At 70.8% G+C, this 16,173-nt stretch carries 12 protein-coding genes and 1 riboswitch; of the genes, 10 read left to right on the top strand and 2 right to left on the bottom strand.

Annotated elements, in window-relative coordinates:
- Window positions 1-21 precede the first annotated feature (21 nt).
- The 9 genes from ACFIMZ_RS30750 to ACFIMZ_RS30710 all read left to right on the top strand — a co-directional run bounded on the left by ACFIMZ_RS30750 (window position 22) and on the right by ACFIMZ_RS30710 (window position 12,416).
- On the top strand, window positions 22-1,605 hold the full coding sequence (locus ACFIMZ_RS30750) for a Na+/H+ antiporter (protein ID WP_431823212.1): 1,584 nt from the start codon (window positions 22-24) through the stop codon (window positions 1,603-1,605).
- A 435-nt stretch (window positions 1,606-2,040) separates the two neighbouring features.
- Window positions 2,041-3,174, top strand: a complete 1,134-nt coding sequence (locus ACFIMZ_RS30745; protein WP_431823211.1) for a hybrid sensor histidine kinase/response regulator — start codon at window positions 2,041-2,043, stop codon at window positions 3,172-3,174.
- 162 nt (window positions 3,175-3,336) lie between these two features.
- The gene (locus tag ACFIMZ_RS30740) at window positions 3,337-5,013 is read left to right on the top strand and encodes a methyl-accepting chemotaxis protein (protein ID WP_431823210.1); all 1,677 of its coding nucleotides are present in this window, start codon (window positions 3,337-3,339) and stop codon (window positions 5,011-5,013) included.
- Entirely contained in the window at window positions 5,010-5,525 is a 516-nt protein-coding gene (locus tag ACFIMZ_RS30735; RefSeq protein ID WP_431823209.1) for a chemotaxis protein CheW, read from the top strand. The genes ACFIMZ_RS30740 and ACFIMZ_RS30735 overlap by 4 nt, the downstream gene beginning before the upstream one ends.
- Window positions 5,522-6,886, top strand: coding sequence for a CheR family methyltransferase (locus ACFIMZ_RS30730; RefSeq protein ID WP_431823208.1), 1,365 nt, complete (start codon window positions 5,522-5,524; stop codon window positions 6,884-6,886). The genes ACFIMZ_RS30735 and ACFIMZ_RS30730 overlap by 4 nt, the downstream gene beginning before the upstream one ends.
- Window positions 6,887-6,913: 27 nt before the next feature.
- Window positions 6,914-7,606 carry a chemotaxis protein CheW gene (locus ACFIMZ_RS30725; protein ID WP_431823207.1) on the top strand — a complete coding sequence of 231 codons (693 nt, stop codon included), beginning with the start codon at window positions 6,914-6,916 and terminating at the stop codon, window positions 7,604-7,606.
- Window positions 7,603-9,918 carry a hybrid sensor histidine kinase/response regulator gene (locus tag ACFIMZ_RS30720; protein ID WP_431823206.1) on the top strand — a complete coding sequence of 772 codons (2,316 nt, stop codon included), beginning with the start codon at window positions 7,603-7,605 and terminating at the stop codon, window positions 9,916-9,918. Before ACFIMZ_RS30725 ends, ACFIMZ_RS30720 begins: the two co-directional genes overlap by 4 nt.
- Window positions 9,915-10,928: a chemotaxis response regulator protein-glutamate methylesterase gene (locus ACFIMZ_RS30715; protein ID WP_431823205.1), complete on the top strand. Its 1,014-nt coding sequence runs from the start codon at window positions 9,915-9,917 to the stop codon at window positions 10,926-10,928. Before ACFIMZ_RS30720 ends, ACFIMZ_RS30715 begins: the two co-directional genes overlap by 4 nt.
- A 51-nt stretch (window positions 10,929-10,979) precedes the next feature.
- Window positions 10,980-11,084: riboswitch (Fluoride riboswitch) on the top strand.
- A gap of 93 nt (window positions 11,085-11,177) precedes the next feature.
- Entirely contained in the window at window positions 11,178-12,416 is a 1,239-nt protein-coding gene (locus ACFIMZ_RS30710) for a voltage-gated chloride channel family protein (RefSeq protein ID WP_431823204.1), read from the top strand.
- Between the two features lie 53 nt (window positions 12,417-12,469).
- On the opposite strand, the gene ACFIMZ_RS30705 is transcribed toward ACFIMZ_RS30710, so the two are convergent.
- Complete coding sequence (locus tag ACFIMZ_RS30705) at window positions 12,470-14,332, bottom strand: ABC transporter ATP-binding protein (protein ID WP_431823203.1); 1,863 nt, start codon at window positions 14,330-14,332, stop codon at window positions 12,470-12,472.
- A gap of 438 nt (window positions 14,333-14,770) precedes the next feature.
- Here ACFIMZ_RS30705 and ACFIMZ_RS30700 point away from each other — a divergent pair, with 438 nt between their 5' ends.
- Entirely contained in the window at window positions 14,771-15,652 is an 882-nt protein-coding gene (locus tag ACFIMZ_RS30700) for a Dyp-type peroxidase (protein ID WP_431823202.1), read from the top strand.
- Window positions 15,653-15,723: 71 nt separating this feature from the next.
- On the opposite strand, the gene ACFIMZ_RS30695 is transcribed toward ACFIMZ_RS30700, so the two are convergent.
- Window positions 15,724-16,125, bottom strand: a complete 402-nt coding sequence (locus ACFIMZ_RS30695) for an OsmC family protein (protein ID WP_431823201.1) — start codon at window positions 16,123-16,125, stop codon at window positions 15,724-15,726.
- Window positions 16,126-16,173 lie beyond the last annotated feature (48 nt).

The following is a 16,173-nucleotide window of genomic DNA, read 5'->3' as shown; positions in this document are numbered from 1 at the left end:
ATTTCTTCACGAGGTCGACTCATGTCCCCCGTATCGGCTTTCAAGCTGGTTCTGCTGTCTTTCGTCGCGATCGTCGCGCTTGAATGCATCGCCAAGCGGTTGCGCTTGCCGCCCGCCGCGGCGCTGCTCGTCGGCGGCGTCGCCATCGCGTTCATTCCCGGCCTGCCGCCGATCAACCTCGACCCCGATCTCGTGCTGGTGGTGTTCCTGCCCCCGCTGCTGATGGACGGCGCGTATTTCTCCGTGTGGGAGGAGTTCAAGCGCAACCTCGGCGGCATCCTGCTGCTCGCGATCGGCGCGGTCGCGTTCACGACGCTCGCGGTCGGGCTCGCCGTGCACTGGGCCGTGCCGTCGCTGCCGTGGGCGGCCTGCTTCGCGCTCGGCGCGATCGTGTCGCCGCCCGACGCGGTCGCGGCGAAGGCCGTGCTCGAGCGCGTCGCGCTGCCGCGCCGGCTGATGGTGCTGCTCGAAGGCGAGAGCCTGCTGAACGACGCGGCGGGCCTCGTGCTGTTCCGCTTCGCGATCGTCGCCGCGCTGACCGGCGCGTTCAGCTTCCAGCACGCGCTCGTCGGCTTCGCGGAACTGGGCGTGGGCGGCGTTGTGGTCGGCTTCGTGATCGGCTGGCTCGTCGTGCGATTCCTGAAGCTGCTCGACGACGACTACCTCGTGATCACCGTCGCGGTGCTCTCCGGCTGGATCGGCTATATCGCCGGCGAAATGCTCGAAGTGTCGGGCGTGATCGCGACCGTGGTGGTCGGCATGATGCTCGGCTGGCACCAGCACGAGGTGTTCTCGGCGGCGGTGCGCACGCGCGCCACCGCGTTCTGGCAGGTCGTCGTGTTCCTGCTCGAGGCGCTCGTGTTCGTGCTGATCGGGCTGTCGCTGCGCGGCGTGATCAACCGGCTCGGCGGTTTCGAGCAGGTGATCGGCACGATGATGCCGGCCGTGCTCGCGGTGCTGGCCGCGGTGGTCGCGTCGCGCTTCCTGTGGATCTATGCGGTCGAGGTGCTGAAAGGGCCGACGCGCTGGTTCGCGCGCAGCGCGTGCCGGCCGGACTGGCGGGCCGCGACCGTGATGAGCTGGGCCGGAATGCGGGGCGTCGTCACGCTCGCGATCGCGCTGTCGCTGCCCGACGCGATGCCGGGCCGCGACCTGATCCTCGTCGCCGCGTTCGCGGTGATTCTCGTCACCGTGCTGCTGCAGGGCACGACGATCGGCCCGCTGATCCGGCTGCTGCGCCTGCCGCAACAGCACGCGCACGCCGAGCATCACCTGACCGAGCCGCAGGCGTGGGCACGCGTCGAGGCCGCGCAGCTCGCGGCGATCCAGCCGCTCGTGCGCGACGCGAACGGCGTCGTGATCCATCCGCGCCTGCTCGAGCAGTACACGTATCGCGCGGAATTGACGCAGCGCGTGCAGCACGAGCCCGCGTTTCCGGACAGCGATCGCGCCGCGCACTATGGCGTCGTGCTCGCCGCGATCGCGGCCGGCCGCGCGGAATTGTTGCGCCTGCATCGTTCCGGGCAGATCCACGACGAAATGCTGCACGCGCTCGAACGCGATCTCGACCTGCAGGAAGTGTCCGCGCAGCACGCGCGCGGATGAACGCCGGGCGGCCGCCGCGCGCGCGGCGGCGCCCGCCGTCTTTCGACCATCACGCGCGGCGTCTGCGCGGCGCGCCGGCCCACGGCCGCCCATTCCCGTCTCGCCGGTTGGCAGCGCGCGCGAGCATGCACGCGCCTGCTGCATTCGCATGCGCCATTTCAATCCTGTAAATGGTCGGATTTATTCCGACGCGGGGCTTTTTGCCTGTTTGGCTTAACCAAACAGGACGCAGATAGATGCTGTGCTCTAATTTCATTTAGAATCAGCTGCTTATGTTTATTGAGAGAAATCGCGCGGGGCGAGCGCCGGATGCCGACGGGGAAAATCGGTATCCGGTGGCCTTGCGCATCAGCGCCGATGGGCCCGATCGGCGTCAGCAAGCGGATCATTCCTCCGCAAGAATAAGATCGTGCTCAAGTCGGATAATCAACTCTCATGAAAGAATCGATTGGAGATTCCGCGTTTGAAACAACATTTATGAATGAATCGAGTGGTGAAAAGGTATCGGATTACCTCGAGTCCGGTTTATCGGTCCTGCTTGTCGACGATCAAGCTTTCGTCGGCGAAGTGATTCGCCGGGCGTTGCGCAGTGAACATGACATCGATCTGCATGTTTGCACCGACGCACAACGGGCGATGGCCGTCGCGCGCGACGTGAAGCCGACGGTCATCCTGCAGGACCTGGTGATGCCGGACATCGACGGCCTCGACCTCGTGCGCGCGTGGCGCGCGGATGCGGCCACCGCACGCGTGCCGATCATCGTGCTGTCCGCGAAGGAGGAGCCGGTCGTCAAGCGCGAGGCGTTCATCGCCGGCGCGAACGACTATCTCGTCAAGCTGCCTGACGCGATGGAGCTGACGGCACGCATTCGCTACCATTCGAATTCCTACCTGATGTCGCGCCAGCGCGACGAAGCGCTCGATTTCCTGTCGCACGACATGCGTTCGCCGCAGACGTCGATTCTCGCGCTGCTCGACGTATACCGGGCCGAGCACGGCGACATGCCGCCGATCATGGAGCGCATCGCCGGCCACGCGCGGCGCGCGCTCGCGCTGGCCGACGGCTTCATCCACCTGACCCGCGCGCAGTCGGAGCGCCGCGCGCACGAGGTCGTCAGCCTCAACGAGATCGTGCTCGACGCGGTCGACCAGCTGTGGGAGAAGGCCGCCGGGTTCGGCAGCCGGGTCGTCGCGCAGGTGCCGGACGCCGAATGCGTGACGATGGGCGACCGGCTCATGCTGACGCGCGCGGTCGCGAACCTGATCGACAACGGGCTCAAGTACGGCCCGGCCGGAACGGACGTGCATTGCACGCTGGACGGCGACGACGGCGCGTGGCTGATCGGTGTCGAGGACGGCGGCGCCGGCATCGCGCCGGCGCAGCGCGCGTCGGCGACCGAGACGTTCGTGAGGCTCGAGTCCGCGCACGGCGCGGCGCGCGGCGGCTTCGGGCTCGGGCTCGCGTTCGTCCGCGCGACGGCCGCGCGGCATCGGGGCCAGATCCTGATGCGCGATACCGCGCGCGGCTTCATGGTCGCGCTTCGGCTCCCCGAACAAGCGGAGCGGTGAATCCGCAGGCCGTGCGGCCTCGCCCGGCGTGCGGGCGGCGCCCGCAGGCCATGCCGCGCGCGTGCGCGCCCGCTCCCCACGCGCACCGGTCGCGCCGCCTCCGGCGGGCGCCGGCCGGCGCGCCCCCTTTCTCAACGCAGACTTTGAAAGCCCACAACGAACATGGCCACCGTGACGCCCCGCGCGACCAATGAAAGCTTGCATCCGACGATCGGCGCCACCCGGCTGACCCTCGGCAACCGCATCCTGCTCAGCTTCGGCGTGCTGTTCGTGCTGATGCTGCTGACGGCCGGACTGTCCTATGAGCGCCTGCGCGCGATCAACGCCGAAGCCGTCAGCATCGAGCGCGATTCGCTGCCCGGCGTGTATCTCGCGTCGTCGCTGCGCGGCGCGGTCAACGAGTCGTTCCTGCTGCTGCAGCAGGCGACCTTCGTCGAGACCGATCCGGACGCCGTGCGCCGCGACCTCGCGAAGATCGCCGACGTGACGAAGGAGATCGACAAGCTGTCGATCGACTATCAGAACACGACGTTCCGCGAAGACGACCGCGCGCGCTTCTCGTCGTTCCGCTCCGCATACGACCGCTATCTGCCGCTCCTGAACGACGCCGTGCAGAAGAGCCGCGGGTCGCACGGCGAAGCGTCCGCCGCGTATGCGACCGTGCTGCCCGCGTGGGCGGAGGTGGTGCGCAACGCGAATACGATGGTCCAGGAGAACCGCTCGTTCGCGGACCAGTCCGCGAAGCTGATCCGCGAATCGGTGCAGGGCACCGAGGTGGTGCTGGCGGTTGCGCTGACCGTCGTGCTGCTGGCCGCGCTGGCGCTCGGCTACGCGCTGTATCGCGCGATCACGGTGCCGATGGCGCGGCTCGTCGAAGTGCATGACGTGATGCGCACCGGCAATCTCACGCGCCGCCTCGCGCTGAACCGCTACGACGAATTCGGCACGCTCGAGACGGGCTTCAACCGGATGGCCGACGAGCTGACCGAGCTGGTCGGGCGCGCGCAGCAGTCGTCGCTGCAGGTGACGACGTCGGTCGCCGAGATCGCGGCGACGTCGCGCGAGCAGCAGGCGACCGCGAACGAGACCGCCGCGACGACGACCGAGATCGGCGCGACCTCGCGCGAGATCTTCGCGACGTCGCGCGACCTGCTGCGCACGATGAACGAGGTGGCGGGCGTGGCCGAGCAGTCGGCGACGCTCGCGGGCGTGAGCCAGAGCGGGCTCACGCGGATGGGGGAGACGATGCGCAGCGTGATGGACGCGGCCGGCTCGGTGAACGCGAAGCTCGCGATCCTCAACGAGAAGGCGCTCAACATCAACCAGGTCGTCGCGACCATCACCAAGGTCGCGGACCAGACCAACCTGCTGTCGCTGAACGCGGCGATCGAGGCGGAAAAAGCCGGTGAATACGGCCGCGGCTTCGCGGTCGTCGCGACCGAGATCCGCCGGCTCGCGGACCAGACGGCGGTCGCGACCTACGACATCGAGCAGACGGTGAAGGAGATCCAGTCGGCCGTGTCGGCGGGCGTGATGGGGATGGACAAGTTCTCCGAGGAAGTGCGGCGCGGGATGCTCGACGTGCAGCAGGTCGGCGGGCAGCTGTCGCAGATCATCGCCGAGGTGCAGACGCTCGCGCCGCGCTTCCAGATGGTCAACGAAGGGATGCAGACGCAGGCGAGCGGCGCGGAGCAGATCACGCAGGCGCTGTCGCAGCTGTCGGAAGCCGCGCAGCAGACGGCCGAATCGCTGCGCCAGTCGTCGCAGGCGATCGACGACCTGACGCTGGTCGCGAACCAGTTGCGCACCAGCGTGTCGCGCTTCAAGGTGGACGCGTGACGCGCGCGGACGCCCTGCACGGCGCGCCGGCGCTGTTCCTGCTGTTCGAGCTGGACGGCGAACGCTATGCGCTCGACGCCGCCGCGATCGACGCGGTGCTGCCGCTCGCGACCGCGAAGGCGGTGCCCGGCGCGCCCGCGTGGGTCGCCGGGCTGCTGATGCGTGACGGCGCGCCGGTGCCGGTCGTCGACGTGCCGATGCTGGCGCTCGGACGGCCCGCGCACGCGCTGCGCTCGACGCGGCTCGTGATGGTCCGGTATTGCGCGAACGAAGCAGACGCCAGCGAGCGGGTGCTCGGCCTGATCGTGGAGCGTGCGACGCAGACGATGCGGATCGAGCGCGGCGCGTTCCGCGCGAGCGGCGTCGCGACGCCGCGCACGCGCTGGCTCGGCCCGGTCGCGAGCACGCCGGACGGCATCGTGCAGCAGGTGTCGGTGCGCGACATCGTCGATTCGGTCGCGTGCCTGCACCTGTTCGCTGACGCATCGGCCAACGGAGGGGCGCCGGCATGACAGACGCCGCTTCGCGTTTTCGCACGTGGCTCCTGCGCGAGACCGGCATCGATCCCGAGTCGCTCGGCCACGATTTCCTGATGCGCGCTGTGACCGAGCGCATCTACGCGACGCAGGCGGCGGACGGCGAGCGGATGCCCTGCGCCGCGCGGCCGCCGGTCTCGCCGGACGCGCTCGACGTGTACTGGCAGCGGCTGAACGCCAGCGCCGACGAGCGGCGCGCGCTGATCGAGCGGTTCGTCGTGCCGGAAACCTGGTTCTTTCGCGAGCGCGAGGCGTTCGCGACGCTCGTGCGGCTCGCGGTCGAACGCCTCGCCGCGCATCCGGGCCGCGTCGTGCGCGTGCTGAGCGCGCCGTGCTCGACCGGCGAGGAGCCGTTTTCGGCGGCGATGGCGCTGCTCGACGCGGGACTCGATCCCGCCCGCTTCACGATCGACGCGATCGATCTCAGCGACAACGCGATCGAGCAGGCGCGGCTCGGCCGCTATGGACGCAACGCGTTCCGCGGGCACGCGCTGGAGTTTCGCGCGCGGCATTTCACGCCGGTGGCGGACGGCTGGCAGCTCGACGAGCGCGTGCGCGCGTGCGTGCAGTTCCGGCAGGGGAACCTGATCGAGCCGGTCGGCGACGCGCTCGCCCGCTACGATTTCGTGTTCTGCCGCAACGTGCTGATCTATTTCGAGCGCGACGCGCAGGATCGCGTGATCCAGTCGCTGCAGCGCCGCCTGACCGACGACGGGATGCTGTTCGTCGGCCCGGCCGAGACCGGCGTGGCGATGCGCCACGGGATGCGTTCCGCGCGGATTCCGCTCGCGTTCGCATTCCAGCGCGCGAGCGTCGCCGAACGGCTGGCCGACGGGCTCGCCGCCGCGCTGCCGCCGGCCGTGCGGCCTTGGCGCGCCGACCGGTCCGCTGCGGCGCGCATTGTCGCGCCGCGCGTGGCGCCGTCCGGGTGGTTCGCCAGTGCGGCGGCGCGCCCGCCCGTGCCTGCCGCCGCGCCGGAACGGCCGGTGGACGGCGGCCATGGCAGCGATCTGCAGGCGCAGGCGGCCGGGGGCGATCCGCCGACGCTGGAGCATGCGCAGGCGCTCGCGAACGCGGGCGCGTTCGACGAAGCCGAGCGCGCGCTCGCGCGGTTCACGGCACGCGCCGGGCTGCATGCCGACGCGTTCTACCTGCGCGGGCTGATCGCGGACGCGCGCGGCCGGGCCGCGGAGGCGGGCGACTTCTACCGCAAGGCGCTGTACCTGCGGCCGACGCACCACGAGGCGCTCACGCATCTCGCGACGCTGCTCGACGTCGGCGGCGACCGCGTGGGCGCGCAACGGATGCGCGAGCGCGCGCGGCGCTCGGCGGGATAATACGAACCGGCATGACACGAGGAAACGATGAACCGCGAGGCCGCTGACCCAACCGACGACACGACGATCGACGTCGACGACTGCTGGAACCGGATCGGCACGCGCGGCGACCGGTCGTGCGAGCGGCTGACCGACTACCAGCGCTGCCTGAACTGTCCCGTCTACGCGCATCACGCGGCGAAGCTGCTCGAGCGGCCGGTCGGCCGCGCCGAGATGGCCGACGCCGCGCGCCGCATGGGCACGAACGGCGCCGCGCGCGAGCGTAGCGACGCCGTTGCCGACGCGCGTCACGCGGCGCTCGCGTTCCGCGTCGCCGACGAATGGCTCGCATTGTCGATCGGCGTGCTGCGCGAGATCGCCGACACGCGCCCGATCCATTCGCTGCCGCACCGCCGCCACCCGGCGGTGCGGGGCGTCGTCAACATCCGCGGCACGCTGCGCATCGCGATCTCGCTCGGCGCGCTGCTCGGGCTCGGCGCGGCCGGCGACGGCTTCACGCGGCTGCTGGTCGCCGCGCATCACGGCGAGCCGGTCGTGTTTCCGGTCGACGAAGTGGAGGGCGTGGTGCGCTTCGGCGCGTCGGAGTGGGTGCCGGTGCCCGCGACGGTCGGGCGCGCGAGCGCCGGCCTGTCGCGCGGCGTGCTGGCGTGGCGCGGCAAGTCGATCGGCCTGCTCGACGACGACCGCCTGTTCGAAGCCGTGACACGGAGCATGCGATGAGCGCCGACGACGACCTGAGCCGCCTGTCGCTGCTCGAACTGTATCGCGAGGAGACGCGCACGCAGACCCAGGCGCTGTCCGAGCGCCTGCTCGCGCTCGAATCCGGCGCGCCCGACCCGGCGGCGCTCGAAGCCTGCATGCGCGCCGCGCATTCGCTGAAGGGGGCCGCGCGCATCGTCGGCGTGCCGCAGGGCGTCGACATCGCGGGGCGGATGGAAGAGTGCTTCGTCGCCGCGCAGGGCGGCGCGTCGGCGCTGACCGCCACGCAAGTCGATGCGCTGCTGGCGGGCGTCGATCTGCTCGTGCGGGTCGGCGATCCGCAGGCGCAGCCGGTCGCGCCGGCCGAGATCGAGACGTTCGCCGTGGCGCTGGCCGCGGCCGGCGATCCGGGGGTGACGCAAACGTTTACGCCGGCGCCGCCGCCGCACGAGGACGTTCCGCGCAAATCCGGCCAGCCGGCGCGCGAGGCGGCGCAATTCGGCGGCGAAGCCGCGGCGCCCACGGCCGCGGGCGCCGCCGATCCGGCCCAGTCCGCGCGCGTAGAGGGCGCAAACACGGCCGCAAACACGGGCGCAATTCGGCGGGTGCGCGCGGACAGCCTGAACCGGCTGCTGAGCCTGTCCGGCGAATCGCTCGTCGAGTCGCGCTGGCTCAAGCCGTTTGCCGAATCGATGCTGCGCGTGAAGCGCGCGCAGCGCGACGCCGCGCGTTCGCTCGACACGCTGGTCGAGCGCTTCGCCGGCGAGCTCGACGCGGGCGTGCTCGCGTCGCTGGACGACGTGCGGCACATGCTCAACGACCTGCAGCGCTCGTTCGCGGAGCGGATGGACGCGCTCGACCGCTTCGAGCGGCGCAGCACGCATATCGCCGAGCAGCTGTACGACGAGGCGCTGCAATGTCGGATGCGGCCGTTCGGCGACGCGACGCGCGCGTACCCGCGCATCGTCCGCGACCTGGCACGCTCGCTCGGCCGCCAGGTGCGGTTTTCGATCGTCGGCGAGGCGACCCAGGTCGATCGCGACATCCTCGACCTGCTCGACGCGCCGCTCGGCCACCTGCTGCGCAACGCGATCGACCACGGCGTCGAGCCGCCCGACGTGCGGCGCGCGCGCGGCAAGCCGGCCGCCGCGAGCGTGACGCTCGAGGCGCGCCACAGCGCCGGGTCGCTGCTCGTCAGCGTCAGCGACGACGGGCCGGGCGTCGATCTCGACGCGTTGCGCGCGGCGGTGGTGCGCCAGCATCTGACCGACGACGAGACGGCCGCGCGGCTGTCCGACCAGGAGCTGCTGGAATTCCTGCTGCTGCCCGGCTTTTCGATGCGCGACGCGGTGACCGACGTGTCGGGACGCGGCGTCGGCCTCGACGCGGTGCAGGAAATGGTGCGCGGCGTGCGCGGCGCGGTGCGGATCTTCAACGAGCCGGGCGCGGGCATGCGCTTCGTGCTGCAGCTGCCGCTCACGCTGTCGGTGATCCGCAGCCTGCTCGTCGAGGTCGGCGGCGAGCCTTACGCGTTCCCGCTCGCGCACGTGCGCCGCACGCTCGAGCTCGAGCGCGCCGATATCGACGTGCTCGAAGGGCAGCCGCATTTCCCGTTCGACGGCCGGCGCGTCGGGCTCGTCGCCGCGCACCAGCTGCTCGATGCGGGCGAGCCCGATGCGTCGCGCGCGCGCACCGCGGTGGTGGTGGTCGGCGGCGAGCCCGAGCCGGTCGGCGTCGCGGTCGACCGCTTCCTCGGCGAGCGGATGCTCGTCGTGCAGCCGCTCGACAGCCGCCTGCACAAGATCCAGAACATCGCGGCCGGCGCGCTGCTCGAGAACGGCGACCCGGTGCTGATCGTCGACGTCGAGGACCTGATCCGCTCGGTCGACAAGCTCGTGCGCGGCGGGCAGCTCGCGAAGCTCGTGCGCGACCCGCAGCACGCGCTCGCGGACCGGCGGCGGCGCGTGCTCGTCGTCGACGATTCGCTGACCGTGCGCGAGCTCGAACGGAAACTGCTGGAGAAGCGCGGCTACGGCGTGACGATCGCGGTCGACGGGATGGACGGCTGGAACGCGGTGCGCAGCGATGCGTTCGATCTGGTCGTCACCGACGTCGACATGCCGCGCATGGACGGCATCGAGCTCGTCACGCTGATCAAGAACGATCCGCTGCTCAAGCGCGTGCCGGTGATGATCGTGTCGTACAAGGATCGCGACGAGGACCGCCGCCGCGGGCTCGACGCCGGCGCCGACTACTACCTCGCGAAGGGCAGCTTCCACGACGAGGCGCTGCTCGACGCCGTGCACGACCTGATCGGGGACGCGCGAGGATGAACATCGGCATCGTCAACGACCTGCCGCTCGCCGTGGAGGCGCTGCGGCGAGCGATCGCGCAGCGGCCGGAGCATCGCGTGCTGTGGGTCGCGACCGACGGCGACGAGGCGGTGGATTTCTGCGTCGCGCAGCCGCCCGACCTCGTGCTGATGGATCTGGTGATGCCGAAGCTCGACGGCGTCGCCGCGACGCGCCGCATCATGGCGCGCGCGCCGTGCGCGATCCTGATCGTGACGGCGAGCGTCAGCGCGAGCACGTCGTCCGTCTACGAGGCGATGGGCGCGGGCGCGCTCGACGCGGTCGACACGCCGACGCTGGCGCTCGGCCTGAGCGTCGACGCGGCGCAGCCGCTGCTCGCGAAGATCGACCAGATCGGCCGGCTGCTCGAGAGCCGCTCGGCGGTGCTCGCGCCCGTATCCGCGCCGGCGCGCGGCCAGCCGACGCTGGTGGCGATCGGCGCGTCGGCGGGCGGGCCGACCGCGCTCACCGCGCTGCTGCGCGCGCTGCCGGAAGCGTTTCCGGCGGCGATCGTGATCGTCCAGCACGTCGACCAGGCGTTCGCGGTCGGCATGGCGCAGTGGCTCGACGGCTATACGCGCCTGCCGGTGCGCGTCGCGCGCCAGGGCAGCGTGCCGCAGCCGGGCGAGGTGCTGCTCGCCGCGACCAACGACCATCTGTGCCTGTCGCCGCGCGGCGTGCTCGGCTATACGCAGCATCCGGCGGAGACGCCGTACCGGCCGTCGATCGACGTGTTCTTCAACAGCGTCGCCGACGGCTGGCGCGGCGACGCGATCGGCGTGCTGCTCACCGGCATGGGGCGCGACGGCGCGCTCGGCCTGAAGGCGATGCGCGAGAAGGGCTGCCATACGATCGCGCAGGATGCGGCGACGAGCGCGGTCTACGGGATGCCGAAGGCCGCCGCCGCGATCGGCGCCGCGAGCGCGATCCTGCCGCTCGACCGGATCGCGCCGCAACTGATCGCGCGCGTGATGGGCCCGCCGCGCGGCTGATTGCGCGGCCGACTTCGCGCGTTGCGCGGGGCGTCGGCCGTCGCGTAAAATGCGCGCTTCGGAGATGGCATGCCTCCCCGGGGTCCGGGCTTGCTCGCCACGAGCACGCACAGGCCCTCAACCGCCGGTCGTCCGGCTGATGATGCCTGCGCGTTCCTGGGTTTCAGGAGGTCGCAGGCCGTTCATGCGCCGTCCTTGCGGTATCCTGCCGCCCAGGTTTGATGTTCCGTCGAATCTGGAAATCACCCGATGTTCAAGACTTCTGCCGACTTCCTCGCGACCGTGCGCTACGTGTGCCGCTGGCTCGCACTTTCGGCGCTGCTCGGCGCGCTCGCCGGGTCGGCGTCCGCGCTGTTCCTGATCGCGCTCGACTGGGTGACCGGCACGCGCGTCGCGCATCCGTGGCTGCTGTGGGGGTTGCCCGCCGCCGGCTTCGCGACCGGCTGGCTCTACCACCGCTTCGGCCAGCCGGTCGTGCGCGGCAACAACCTGCTGATCGACGAAATCCATGATCCGCAGGCGCTCGTGCCGAAGCGGATGGCGCCGCTCGTGCTCGTCGCGACCGTCGTCACGCACCTGTTCGGCGGCTCGGCCGGGCGAGAAGGCACCGCCGTGCAGATGGGCGGCGCGCTCGCCGATCGCGTCACGCACGCGTTGCGGCTCGACCGCGAGCACCGGCGCGTGCTGCTGATGGCCGGCATCGCGGCCGGCTTCGCGTCGGTGTTCGGCACGCCGCTCGCCGGCGCGGTGTTCGGGCTCGAAGTGCTCGCGATCGGGCGCGTGCGCTACGACGCGCTGCTCGCGTGCGTCGCGTCGGCGATCGTCGCGGACGTCGTGTGCCGGCTGTGGGGCGTGCATCACACCGCGTACGCGATTCCGTTCGTGCCGTCCGTCAGCGCGGCGGGGCTCGGCGCGACGGTCGTCGCGGGCATCGCGTTCGGCGTGGTCGGCCGGCTGTTCGCGCATGCGACGCATGCGCTGTCGGCGCTGTTTCGCCGGCGCATCCGTTATGCGCCGCTGCAGCCGGTGGCCGGCGGCCTGCTCGTGGCGATCGCGGCGACCGCGCTGAATGTGCCGCAGTATCTCGGCCTCGGCATTCCGACGATCGAGGCGGCATTCCACGGCCCGCTGCCGGTCTACGATTTCGCGGGGAAATTCGCGTTCACCGTCGTCACGCTCGCGTCGGGCTTCAAGGGCGGCGAGGTGACGCCGCTGTTCTACATCGGCGCGACGCTCGGCAATGCGCTCGGCCAGGTGCTGGCGCTGCCGATGCCGGTGCTGGCCGGGCTCGGCTTCGTCGCGGTGTTCGCCGGCGCGGCCAACACGCCGATCGCGTCGACGATCATGGCCATCGAGCTGTTCGGCGCGGATATCGGCGTATACGCGATCGTCGCGTGCGTAATCGCGTATCTGTTCTCCGGGCACGCGGGGATCTATCGCGCGCAGCGCGTGGCCGTCGAAAAGGGCGTGCACGGGCCGGGCGAGTGAGGCGTGAGGGGCGGGGCGGCATCCTGCATCGCCGCCCCGCGTCTGGCTTGCCGTCAGGCTTCGGCGGGCTGGCCGCGCGGTTCGGCGCCGTCGGACGAATGGCCGCCCGGCGCGTCGGCGAGCCCCTTCGCCAGCTCCAGCGCCTGCCGCTCGAACAGCCGCCGGTAGAGGCCGCCGTCGATCCGGATCAGCGCGTCGTGGCTGCCTTCCTCGATTACCTTGCCGCGATCGAGCACGAGCAGCCGGTCGAGCGCGCGCACGGTCGACAGCCGGTGCGCGACGACGAGCGTCGTGCGGCCTACCATCAGCCGCTCCATCGCCTGCTGGATCAGCACTTCGCTCTCGCTGTCGAGGCTCGACGTCGCTTCGTCGAGGATCAGGATCGGCGCATCCGCGAGGAACGCGCGCGCGATCGCGACGCGCTGCCGCTCGCCGCCCGACAGCTTGATCCCGCGCTCGCCGACCAGCGTGTCGTAGCCGTCCGGCAGCGCCGCGATGAAGTCGTGCGCGCTCGCCAGCCGCGCGGCGCGCTCGATGTCGGCGCGGCTCGCGTCGGGGCGCGCGTACGCGATGTTCTCCGCAAGCGTGCGGTGGAACAGCACCGGCTCCTGCTGGACGATCGCGATCTGGCTGCGCAGCGAATCCTGGCGCGCATGGGCGATGTCCTGGCCGTCGATCGTGATGCGGCCGCCCGACACGTCGTACAGACGCTGGATCAGCTTGATGAACGTCGTCTTGCCGGACCCCGAATGGCCGACCAGGCCGACCCGTTCGCCGGGCGCGATGCGCATCGAGAAGTCGTCGTACAGCGCGACCGGGTGGCTGCCGTAGCGGAACGTCACGCGCTCGAAGCGGATCTCGCCGCGCGTGATCCGGATCGGCTGCGCGCCGGGCTTGTCGTCGATGCCGAGCGGTTGGCGCTCGAGCGCGACGAGTTCTTCCATGTCGTTCACCGAGCGCTGCAGGTTGCGGATGTGAAAGCCGACATCGCGCAGGTAGCCTTGCAGCATGAAGAACATCGTCAGCGCGAACGCGATGTCGCCGACGCTCGCCGCGCCGCTGGCCCACAGCTTCAGCGCGACGCCGATCATCGCCGCCTGGATCGCGACGAGCATCGCGCCCTGCAGCCCGCCGTTGAAGGTGCCGCGCATCCATGAGCGCCGGGTGCGCTTCTGCCACTTGCCGATCACGCGCGACAGCCGCGCTTCCTCGCGCACTTCCGCGCCGAACGCCTTGACGACCGCGTTGCAGCTGACCGCGTCCGCGAGCGCGCCGCCCATGCGCGTGTCCCACAGGTTGCCGAGCCGCGCGGCGGGCGCGACGAAGCCGAGCGACATCGCAACGGTCACGGCGATGTACAGCAGCGAGCCGAGACCGACCACGAGCCCCATCATCGGCCAGTGCGAGCCGAGCAGCACGGTCGCGCCGACCAGGATCGTCAGCGACGGCAGCAGCGCGATCAGCAGCGTGTCGTTCAGCAGGTCGAGCGCCCACATTCCGCGCGTGATCTTGCGCACCGTCGAGCCGGCGAAGCTGTTCGCGTGCCAGTCGGTCGAGAAGCGCTGCACGCGATGGAACGACGCGGTCGCGACCTCGCCCATCATCTTCAGCGTGAGCGTGATGATGTTCAGGAAGACGCCCTGCCGCAGCAGCGTCGCGCCGATGCCGAGCGCGGCGAGCGTGCCGAACGCCGACAGCGCCGCGTGCCAGGCGGCCGACCGGTCGGTGAGGCCGAGCGCCAGCGCATCGACGAGGCGGCCGGCGAACAGCGGGGTGAGCACGTCGGCGAGCGCGGCGAGCAGCGAGAACGCCACGACGGCGACGATGCGCGCCGGTTGCCGGCGCCAGTAGTGCAACGTGAAGCCGAAGACGGCCTGGAACGCATGGCCGCCCAGTTGGGTGGTTTTTCTGGTCATGTGTCATTGCCCGGCGCATCGCGCGACGGGACTTTCCGGGTCAGAGAACGTCGAAAACGCAACAGCCTGACCCGCGTGCGCGACGCGGATCGAAAGAGTGGACTGTCGGGAACGTGCGCGGGCCGTCAGGCGCCGGCGCGGACGGCTGGCTGGATCAGCTGAGCCGTGGGACCACGTTCGGGAAGGCGGACTGCATTCGGAACATCAGCACCTCCCTGAAGTGAATGGTTGAAAAGGCGTCGAAAAGACGTGGAGCGATTCTATCAGCAGTCGCAAGGCGGTTGCAATGTCTGACGAATGCCGCGTTGCCGCGCCGATACGGGCGTGCGCATCGATTAAACTGCGTGGCTGCGCGCCGTGCGAAGGCCGGACGGACGGCCCTGCGCGCACTGGCCCAAGCGGCCAAACGCAGATTCACGACACATTCCTGGGGAAACGATGAGCGACGTTCAGCAAGGCATTCTGGCTCCGATCGATGCGGCGGCCCGATACCTCACTTTCACGATTTCCAGCAAAGACAACGTCGGGGCGGCGCTCGCCGCGCTGCGCGAGGTCGTCGACGGGCGCGAGACCGTCGTCGGCTTCGGCCATTCGCTCGCGTCGTGCCTGGGCCGCTCGATCGCGGGCCTGACCGGGTTTCCGGCCTTCACGGTGCAGGACCGGCCGCTGCCGGCGACGCCGGCCGACGTGTGGGTCTGGCTGCGTTCCGACGATCGCGGCGAGATCACGCTGCGCGCGCGGGCGATCGAGCGGCTGCTCGCGCCCGCGTTCGCGCTGCAGGACGCGGTCGACGCGTTCCGCTACGCGAACGATCGCGACCTGTCCGGCTATGAGGACGGCACCGAGAACCCGACCGGCGACGACGCGCTCGCTGCGGCGATCGTGTCCGGGCAGGGCGCGGGGCTCGACGGCGCGAGCTTCGTCGCGGTCCAGCAGTGGCTGCACGACTTCGACCGGATGGAGCGCATTGCGTCCGACGACATGGACAACATCATCGGGCGTCGCCAGTCGGACAACGAGGAGCTCGACGACGCGCCGGAATTCGCGCACGTGAAGCGCACCGCGCAGGAGAGCTTCGAGCCGGAAGCGTTCATGCTGCGCCGCTCGGCTCCGTGGTCGGATGCGCGCCGCGCGGGGTTGTACTTCGTCGCGTTCGGCCATTCGTTCCGCGCGTTCGACGTGCAGATGCGCCGGATGAGCGGCGCGGACGACGGGATCGTCGACGGGCTGTTCCGCTTCACGCGGCCGCTGACCGGCGCGTATTTCTGGTGCCCGCCGATGCAGGGCGGCAAGCTGGACCTGTCCGCGCTCGGCCTGTAAGCGCCGCGCGACGCAGTTGACGGGCGGGCCGCGCGCGCTGCGCGGCCCGCCCGTTTCATTGGAGCGGCGCGTCAGCGCAGCGTGGTCTCGATGCGCGTGCCGCGCTTGATGAACAGCGTCACCGGCGTCTTCTCGCAGATCTCGGCGAGACGCTGCCGCTGCGCGTCGTCGAGCGGGCCGTCGACCGTCACGACGCGGCGCACGTACTGCAGCCCGTCGCGGTCGGCGTGCAGCTCGGTGCGCACGTCGATGCGCGCGGCCGGCCACGCCTTGCGCTGCAGGTACATTCGCAGCGTCGCGGCCGTGCATTGCGCGAGCCCGGCCAGCACGAATTCATACGGGGCCGGCCCGCGGTTGCGGCCGCCTTCGCGTTCCGCTTCGTCGCCGGTCAGCGCGTGCGAGCCGGCTTGCAGGTTGACGACGTAGTCGGGCGCGTCGGCTTCGAGGACGGCGGCGGCGTGAATCAGCGACATGGCGGAGCTCCGGTGGCGAGAAACGCAAAGCGGCCGCGCTGCGCGGCG

It is taken from the genome of Burkholderia sp. F1 (assembly GCF_050813845.1).
GTDB classification, from domain to species: Bacteria; Pseudomonadota; Gammaproteobacteria; order Burkholderiales; family Burkholderiaceae; genus Burkholderia; species Burkholderia ubonensis.
This window is presented reverse-complemented; position numbering and strand designations above follow the sequence as displayed.